This is a genomic window from Arthrobacter oryzae, assembly GCF_037911235.1.
In the GTDB taxonomy this organism is placed as follows: Bacteria; Actinomycetota; Actinomycetes; order Actinomycetales; family Micrococcaceae; genus Arthrobacter; species Arthrobacter oryzae_E.
This window is the reverse complement of record NZ_JBBLYW010000063.1, coordinates 101522-110026: the sequence shown is the minus strand read 5'-3', so window position 1 is coordinate 110026 and position 8505 is coordinate 101522. Positions and strand designations below refer to the sequence as shown.

7 protein-coding genes are annotated in these 8505 nt (G+C 64.8%); 6 read left to right on the top strand and 1 reads right to left on the bottom strand.

Translation table 11 applies throughout. From position 1 onward, the window contains the following. Nucleotides 1-307: 307 nt before the first annotated feature. The 3 genes from WMN78_RS16905 to WMN78_RS16895 all read left to right on the top strand — a co-directional run bounded on the left by WMN78_RS16905 (nucleotide 308) and on the right by WMN78_RS16895 (nucleotide 3501). Nucleotides 308-1876, top strand: a complete 1569-nt coding sequence (locus WMN78_RS16905; RefSeq protein WP_340534884.1) for an NCS1 family nucleobase:cation symporter-1 — start codon at nucleotides 308-310, stop codon at nucleotides 1874-1876. A 62-nt stretch (nucleotides 1877-1938) separates the two neighbouring features. After that, the gene (locus WMN78_RS16900; protein ID WP_340534883.1) at nucleotides 1939-2682 is read left to right on the top strand and encodes an aspartate/glutamate racemase family protein; all 744 of its coding nucleotides are present in this window, start codon (nucleotides 1939-1941) and stop codon (nucleotides 2680-2682) included. A gap of 39 nt (nucleotides 2683-2721) precedes the next feature. Next, nucleotides 2722-3501 carry an SDR family oxidoreductase gene (locus tag WMN78_RS16895; RefSeq protein WP_340534882.1) on the top strand — a complete coding sequence of 260 codons (780 nt, stop codon included), beginning with the start codon at nucleotides 2722-2724 and terminating at the stop codon, nucleotides 3499-3501. A 32-nt stretch (nucleotides 3502-3533) separates the two neighbouring features. Here WMN78_RS16895 and WMN78_RS16890 read toward each other — a convergent pair whose 3' ends face one another. Continuing rightward, entirely contained in the window at nucleotides 3534-3920 is a 387-nt protein-coding gene (locus WMN78_RS16890) for a sterol carrier family protein (RefSeq protein WP_340534881.1), read from the bottom strand. A gap of 311 nt (nucleotides 3921-4231) precedes the next feature. On the opposite strand from WMN78_RS16890, the gene WMN78_RS16885 reads away from it, so the two are divergent. Genes WMN78_RS16885 through WMN78_RS16875 form a run of 3 tightly spaced genes read left to right on the top strand, consistent with a single transcriptional unit; the run spans nucleotide 4232 to nucleotide 8498 of the window. After that, nucleotides 4232-5518: a glycosyltransferase gene (locus tag WMN78_RS16885; RefSeq protein ID WP_340534880.1), complete on the top strand. Its 1287-nt coding sequence runs from the start codon at nucleotides 4232-4234 to the stop codon at nucleotides 5516-5518. After that, on the top strand, nucleotides 5515-7365 hold the full coding sequence (locus WMN78_RS16880) for a right-handed parallel beta-helix repeat-containing protein (RefSeq protein ID WP_340534879.1): 1851 nt from the start codon (nucleotides 5515-5517) through the stop codon (nucleotides 7363-7365). The genes WMN78_RS16885 and WMN78_RS16880 overlap by 4 nt, the downstream gene beginning before the upstream one ends. After that, nucleotides 7362-8498: a hypothetical protein gene (locus WMN78_RS16875; RefSeq protein WP_340534878.1), complete on the top strand. Its 1137-nt coding sequence runs from the start codon at nucleotides 7362-7364 to the stop codon at nucleotides 8496-8498. Before WMN78_RS16880 ends, WMN78_RS16875 begins: the two co-directional genes overlap by 4 nt. Nucleotides 8499-8505: the final 7 nt, after the last annotated feature.

The following is an 8505-nucleotide window of genomic DNA, read 5'->3' as shown; positions in this document are numbered from 1 at the left end:
CAGCCTCTTTTCATCTTTGAATGTCTGGGCTCTAAGTTTTCATATTGTGAGAAAACATTCTTGCCATTCGAGATTATGTAGAAGGGGGCGCGTGGTCAAGGCGACTGCGGGGCACTAACGCGCGGAGCGGTAGCAGCGGCCCTCCGGACGGATTGTGACAGCCCGCCGCAACGCAACTTCCTTGACCGTGAGGTGATCCAGGTCATAGAGTTATTTCACTCCTCAAAACCTTATTTCCACTTTGTGGAAGAACGCTTCGGAAGTGCGAACTTCCGCCCTTACCCGTCCCCTAGAACTGGAGATCCAGATGCAGACGACCCCATCAGTCGGCGTCGAAACGGCTCCCGGCCCGACAGCGTTGTCGAGCCAGCCGGTCCACCCCGCAACGGGCATCGACGCCCTGTGCGAAACAGCGAGCGCCGCATCCGGGCGCACCATCAGCCCCAGGCTCTACAACATCGACCTTGCCCCGACGAAGCGGGAAGGCCGCCGCTGGACGAGCTACAGCATCTTCACCCTGTGGGCCAACGACGTCCACAGCCTCGGAAACTACGCCTTCGCCATCGGGCTCTTCGCCCTGGGCCTCGGCGGCTGGCAGATCCTCCTGGCCCTCGGCGTGGGCGCCATCCTGCTGTTCGCCTTGCTGAGCTTCTCGGGTTTCATGGGCGTCAAGACCGGTGTGCCGTTCCCCGTCATGAGCCGGATCAGCTTCGGCATCAGGGGAGCCCAGATTGCCAGCCTCCTGCGCGGCGCCGTTGCGGTGGCCTGGTTCGGCATCCAGACCTACCTGGCGTCGGTGGTGCTCCGCGTCATGCTCGTGGCCATGGTCCCTTCACTGCGCGAGCTGGACACCAATTCCGTCCTTGGCCTCTCCACGCTGGGCTGGGCTTCCTTTGTGTTCCTCTGGATCGTCCAGCTGGTCATCGTCAGCTTCGGCATGGAAATGATCCGCAAGTATGAAGCGTTTGCGGGCCCCGTCATCCTGGTGACGATGGCGGCCATTGCCATCTGGATCTTCGTGGAAGCCGGCGGCTCCATTGCCTGGGCTTCGGACAACGCCCTTGAAGGCGCGGAGATGTGGCGCACGATTTTCGCCGGCGGTGCGCTCTGGGTGGCCATCTACGGAACCTTCGTCCTGAACTTTTGCGACTTCACCCGGTCCGCCGTCTCCAAGAAGGCAGTGGTGCGCGGCAACTTCTGGGGCATTCCCATCAACATGCTCCTCTTCGGCGCCATCGTCGTGGTCATGGCCGGCGGACAGTTCAAGATCAACGGCACGGTCATCCAGAGCCCCTCCGACATCGTCCAGACTATTCCGAATACGCTGTTCCTCGTCCTGGCCTGCCTCGCGCTGCTCATCCTGACCATCGCCGTGAACCTGATGGCCAACTTTGTGGCCCCCGTCTACGCCCTGACCAACCTGTTCCCGAAGCACCTGAACTTCCGGAAGGCGGCCTGGGTCAGCGGCACCATCGGACTGATCATCCTGCCGTGGAACATGTACAACAATCCGCTGGTGATCGTGTACTTCCTGGGCGGCCTCGGGGCCCTGCTTGGCCCGCTGTTCGGCGTCGTGATGGCCGACTACTGGCTGCTGCGCCGCGGCCGGGTCAACGTGCTTGAGCTGTACACGGAAGATCCTGCCGGAGCGTACTTCTACAAGAAGGGCTTCAACCCCCGGGCGATCATCGCCATGGTCCCGGCAGCCGCCGTCGCGCTCCTGATAGCGTTCGTTCCGGCGCTGGAGGCTGCCGCCCCGTTCGCGTGGTTCTTCGCGGCCGGCATCGCCGCGGTGGTGTACTACTTCATCGCGGACCGCTCGCAGCGGCTGGAAGACGTCGACGGCGAGGCCATCGCCGTGGCGAGCACACACTGACCAGTACAGCTGACCATCCCGCGCCGACCGCCCCCGTCCAGCACTAACCGGAAGACCCCGCCATGCGCATCCTTGTCGCCAACGTGAACACCACCCAGTCCATGACCGATTCCATCGCCGCCCAGGCGCGGTCCGCTGCCGCGCCCGGGACCGAGATCATCGGGATCACGCCGCGCTTCGGCGCGGACTCCTGCGAGGGGAACTTTGAAAGCTATCTCGCGGCGATCGCCGTCATGGACGCCGTGGTGAACTACCCGGAACAGTTCGACGCCGTCATCCAGGCCGGGTACGGCGAGCACGGACGCGAGGGACTGCAGGAGCTCCTGGACGTTCCCGTCGTCGACATCACCGAGGCGGCAGCCTCCACCGCGATGTTCCTTGGCCACAAATATTCGGTGGTCACCACCCTGGACCGTGCGGTTCCGCTGATCGAGGACCGGCTGAAGCTGGCCGGTCTCGATGTGCGGTGCGCGTCGGTGCGGGCCAGTGGCATGGCCGTCCTGGAGCTGGAGGAGGAACCGGAACGGGCCGTCGAAGCGATCATCGAACAGTCGCTGATCGCCGTCCGTGACGACAAAGCCGAGGTCATTGTCCTGGGCTGCGGCGGGATGGCGGGCTTGGACGAGGAAATCCGCCGGCGTGCGGGTGTCCCGGTGGTGGATGGGGTGGCGGCGGCCGTGACCATCGCTGAATCCCTGGTGCGGCTGGGGCTGTCCACATCCAAAGTCCGGACGTATGCCAGCCCGCGGCCCAAGTCCGTCGTAGGCTGGCCCATAACCGCAGCGGACGTGCCTGCGGCGCCGTAGCCGGGGCCCTGACAGCCGGCCACCAACAAGGAGCAACGAATGACTGCAACCCACCGGCCTGTACCACCCCACCGGCCGGGGCCGGTCGCCGTCGTGACCGGCGCGGGTTCCGGGATCGGCCGGGCAGTGGCGCGGCTCATGCTTGCCGAAGGCTACCGCGTGGTGCTGGCCGGCCGCCGTGAGGAGCCGCTGCTGGAGTCCGCGGCGGGCCACCGCCAGGCGCTGACGGTGCCTTGCGATGTCTCGGTGCCCGACGACGTCGAGCGGCTTTTCGGTGCAGCCCTCCAGAGATGGGGGAGAGTGGATGTCCTGTTCAACAACGCCGGTGTGTTCGGCCCGGCGGCGTCGGTGGATGAGATCAGTGTGGCCGACTGGGACGCGGTGGTGGCGGTGAACCTCACCGGTTCCATGCTGTGCGCAGCGGCTGCCGTGCGAGCGATGAAATCCCAGGAGCCGCAGGGCGGACGCATCATCAACAACGGGTCCATCTCCGCGCATTCGCCGCGGCCGCGGACAGTCGCGTACACGGTGACCAAGCACGCCATGACGGGGCTGACCAAGAGCATCGAACTGGACGGCCGGGAGTTCGGCATCACATGCGGCCAAATCGACATCGGCAACACAGCCACGGACATCATGGGCACCATCGGCGTCGACTCCGGCGCCCTGCAGGCTGACGGCAGCCGCCGGGTGGAGCCGACGTTCCCGGTGCAGGACGCCGCCCGCGCGGTGCTTCTGATGGCAGGCATGCCGCCCACGGCCAGCGTCGGCTCCGTGGTGATCACGGCTGCCGGCATGCCGTTCATCGGCCGGGGCTAAGGTTTTTCTTGGAGCGGCTGAGGCCGGCTTAGCTACAGCGGCAGGAGCTCCGACAAGTCCGCCCGGAGCCCTGACGCTGCGACCTTCCCGGATGTGACGGCGTCGGACCAGCTCAGCTGTCCGGTGACCATCGCCAGCCAGGTCGCGGCGTCGCACTCAATCACGTTCGGGGGAGTGCCCCGCGTGTGGCGTGGCCCCTCAACGCACTGCGTGACGCCGAACGGCGGGACGCGCACCTCCACGGAGTTGCCCGGCGCCCTCGCCGTGACCTCCTCCAGCGTGTAGCGCACCGCCGTGGCGGTCACCGCACGCGGAACGCCGTGCGCCGGAACACCCGACGCCTGGCCGGCGGATTCCTGCCACGCCGCGAGTGCCGCGCGGCCTTCCTCAATGCCGATACGACGGCGCGCTATAGCCATGCGGCAGGCCTCTCCTTCTGGACGAAAATCTCAGTAATTACGTGCAGGCCACCCGGGTGCTCCGGGCGGAAACACGGGTAGTCACGAAGTGAATTAGGGTACCGCGATTGCTGGCGCAGCCGGAACCGGGACAGGCATGCTCGTTAAAAGGCTCATCGCAGAGTCGGCAGCAGTGAACAGCCCAAACCCCCGCTGCAGGGGTGTTACGCAAGGGCGTCCGCTACCGATTCCTGGTGGCGGATCGGAGAGGCGCAGACCACGAACAGCGCCGGTTGCTCCTTCACTGACATCCACTACAGCGAAGGACCCTCATGCCACTTCTTCTTTTAGTCCACGACGGCGCGTTTCGCAGCCTGAGCCTGACGGGTAGCAACTTCAGCGAATTCTATGCCGAGATTTCGCCCTATTTTCCCCTCGCCGTCGCCGGCGTTATCGTCTGGGGCCTGTGGCTTTACCGTTTCATCCTCTCCCATCGGGCCGGTCCGATCGTGACAGGCTTTCAGGCCTCGACCTCCGTAGTGGTTCCCTCTTTCCATGAGGACCCCGACATCCTGATGAGCGCTTTGGAATCCTGGCGGCAGCAGAAACCGGACGAGATCATTATTGTCCTGGACATCGAGGACCTGAATGCCTACCAGCGGATCACGGCGCTGGGGGACCCTTCCATCCGTCCTGTCCTCTTCCATCATGTGGGCAAACGATCGGCACTGGGCGTGGGCATGCGGATGGCAAGGTTCGACGTCCTGGTGCTGACTGACTCGGACACGTGGTGGGAGCCTGGCCTGCTGGCCAACGTGCAGATGCCCTTTGAGGACCCTGCCGTGGGTGCAGTTGGGACACACCAGACCGTCTATCAGCGGGACAGCAGCATCTGGCGGCGCATCGCCGACTGGCTAGTCAACGTTCGATACCTGGACTACGTCCCCGCCATGGGCCGGGCCGGTGCCGTGCCCTGCATTTCGGGGCGCACAGCCGTCTACCGGCGAAGCGCAGTGATGGGCGTGATCGAACACTTGGAGAACGAATTCTTCATGGGTAGGCGCTGCATCTCCGGTGATGACGGCCGGCTTACCTGGCTGGTGCTGGCATCGGGGTACAAGACCGTCCATCAGTCATCAGCCCGGGCGTTGTCCATGTTCCCTGCCAGTTTCCGTGCGTTCATGAAGCAGCGGATCCGCTGGAGCCGCAATTCCTACCGGTGCTACCTCACCGCGATCGCCAAGGGGTGGCTGTGGCGGGTTCCATTCGTGACGAAGGTTACCGTCCTCCAGATCGTCCTGACGCCGGTCACCATGGGATTGACTATGTCCTACCTGATCTTCCACCGGCTCGACCCGACGCCCTTCGGCGTGGCCGCCGCTGTGTGTTGGCTCCTTCTGGGCCGTGGCATCCGTGGCATCTCCCATCTGCGCCGGCACCCGAAGGACATCCTGATACTCCCGATCCTGGCGGTCACTGTCATTCTGGTGGCGCTTCCCATCAAGCTTTACGCTTTCGCCACGATGAACAAGCAGGGCTGGCTCACCCGCCATGCTGACCAGATAGGCGGCGACGGGCAGGATGCGCGCAGCCTCAACACCGGGGAAGTGGCTGCATGAGGGCGGGCCGGGCGATTGCCGTGGCCGGGCTGACTGCCGCACTGGCCACGGCAGGGTTCATCTATGCGGGGAACATCGGCAACCGTGAAACCGCGGACGCACTGGGCCGCAACGAGATAGCGGGCAACGGCAACGTCCAGGGCGTGCTGTATCCGGGAAACCCTGCCAGTGAAGCGCGCCTGGTGCAGCAGGAAGACGAACGGCTGGTCTATGTCCGGACCGTGGCTTCCGCGGCCCGCTGGCGTGTTGAAGGACTGGAGGGTCCGTACCGCCTCAGGACAGGTGCCGGCTACACGCTGGTTCTGCCGGCCCGGAGCGCGGAATACACGGTGGCGGACCTGCTGGCTCTTGCTCCCAGCGCTTTCCGCAGCCAGGACGACGGGTCCTACCTCCTGTCCGAAAGCGTTGCCGTTCTGGCCGGGGCTTCGCTGTCACTGGCCTCCCCCGATCCTGCCAAAGAACTGGACCTTCGGCTGGAAAGCGGAGCGCAGGGCTTTGTCTCAGTAGTTACGCTGGGCGGATCCCTCACGTTGGGCGGATCCGAAGCCTCAAAGGTCTCCGTCACCAGCTGGGACAGCGCCACGGGGGGACCGGACACGACCACCGTGGACGGCCGGGCTTATATCCGCGTCATCGGCGGCCACGCTTCGTTTGCCCACTCGGACGTCTCCAATCTGGGTTTCTGGAGTGGAAACACGGGAGGACTCTCCCTAACGGGGACGGATGCCGTGGGGACCTTCAACGATGGAGTTCCGGCCCCGTCACAGACGCCGGCGGCCGACGGCGGTGCCCGGCTCCTGCCGGAACCCGAGCTGGCTACGCTCACCGGGGCGTCGGCCCAGGACTACAGCATTGTGACGGCGGGGATCAACAACCTCCGCGTGACGGACAATGCCTACGGCCTGTTCATCACCAATGCAAGGGATGTGGTCATCAGGGACACCGTCATTGCCGAAAGCCTGGTGGATGGCCTGGTGTTGCACCGGTTTGTCTCGGATACCGCCATCACCGGGACCACGTCCTCCGGAAACGCCGTGGACGGGTTCAGCGTGGGGCGGTCCACCGTACGCATCAGCTTTGAGGGCATCCAAGCCCGGGAGAACGGCCGTAACGGCCTGTCCGTTGACGGCAGACCACTGGCCGACGGGCCCAACGCCGTCGGAACGGCGGTTGACGCTTACGGCGGCAGCCAGGTCAGCGGGGGATCGTTTGAGAAGAACGCCCGCTACGGGATCGAGGTCACAGGGGGATCAGGCCTGACTATCCGCAACAACAGGGTGGCCCGGAACGAAATGGGAATCGTGGCAGCGGACGGCGCCAAGGGAGTCGTCATTGCCAACAACACCCTGCTGGACCAGGCAAGGCAATCCATTGCCGTACGGGGAGCGGGATCCGCGGCCAAGGTCAACGGCAACGCGATCATCGGCGGCGACACCGGCATCTACGTCAGGGACGCTGCGGCCGACGTCCAAGAAAACACCCTGAACAACATCTCCAACCACGGCATTACCCTGTTGGGAGATGTCAGCAAGACGAGCGTCGCCGGCAACCTCCTGGCAGGAAACGGCCCAACGGCAATCTGGAGCGAGTCATCGTCGGGCGCCCGGCTGGGAGAAAACGAGACTCTTGCGTGGGTTCCGGCCTTCACGGTGGAAAGGGTGGTCAAGTCGGTGTTCCAGCCGCTCACGTTCATCTGGTTCCTTCTGGGGGCCCTGTTGCTGGTAACCGCCGTGGCACGCGGAAAGAACGCCGAGCGCGTCCTGCGGAGCCCCTATGCCGATTACGTCCCGCTGACTTCATTGAGCAGGGGAGTGGTGACGTATGACGACGTGAGGCAACCGCAATGACGGGCCGCCAGCTGAAGCCCGCAGTCTGGATCACCTTTGTCACGGTGCTGGTTGCCGCCCTCGTGGGGGTCTATGCGGTGATCAGTTTCCAGGACGCCGCGCCGAAAATCGAGGCTTCACCGTCCGCCTCGCAGCCCGGCGGTGCCTCGCAGCCCGGCGACGGGGCCTCCGCCGGCGACGGGGCCTCGGCCGGCGACGGGGCCTCGGCCGGCAGCGGCGGGTCGGTGGGAACTCCTCCGCGTTGTCCTGACGCCACAGTCACCGTCACGACGGCGGCGGAACTGACCGCGGCCCTGGCAGCTCCGCGCCCGGGCACTGTGATCTCCCTTGCCGACGGCGTGTACGTCGGCAACTTCGCAGTTACCGGCACTGCCACCCAGCAGCAGCCCATCACGTTGTGCGGGGGGAAAGGCGCCGTGCTCGACGGCGGGGGCACGAATGACGGCTATGTACTCCACCTGGACCGGGCCTCGTACTGGGTCGTGCAGGGTTTCACCGTCCGGAACGGGCAGAAAGGGGTGATGTTGGATGAGACCACACGCTCGGTCATCCAGGACCTGACGGTTGAGGACGTGGGCGACGAAGCAATCCATTTGCGCAGGTTCAGCTCGGACAACCGCGTCCTGGCCAACACTATCCGGGGCGCCGGGCTGAGGAAACCCAAGTTCGGCGAGGGGATCTACATCGGATCGGCGCAGAGCAACTGGTGCGATATCAGCGCCTGCGAGCCGGACAAAAGCGACCGCAACGAAATCAGCGGAAACAGCATTTCAGACACCACAGCGGAGAACATCGACATCAAGGAGGGCACGTCGTCGGGTTTCCTGCTCGATAACTCCTTCGACGGCTCCGGCATCAGCGAAGCCGACTCCTGGGTGGACGTAAAAGGCAAGGGCTGGCGGATAGAAAGGAACACCGGAAAGAACTCACCCCTGGATGGGTTCCAGACCCACGAAATCGTGGACGGCTGGGGCACCGGGAACGTGTTCCGGGCCAACACCGCGGAAGTCAACGGGCCGGGCCTCGGGTACTCCCTGAAGCCGGCGCGGGAGAACGTCGTCGAGTGCAGCAACAGTGCCTCAAAGGCAGGGCAGGGACTTTCGAACGTCCCGTGCACTCCAGAGGCGAAATAGGGCCGGC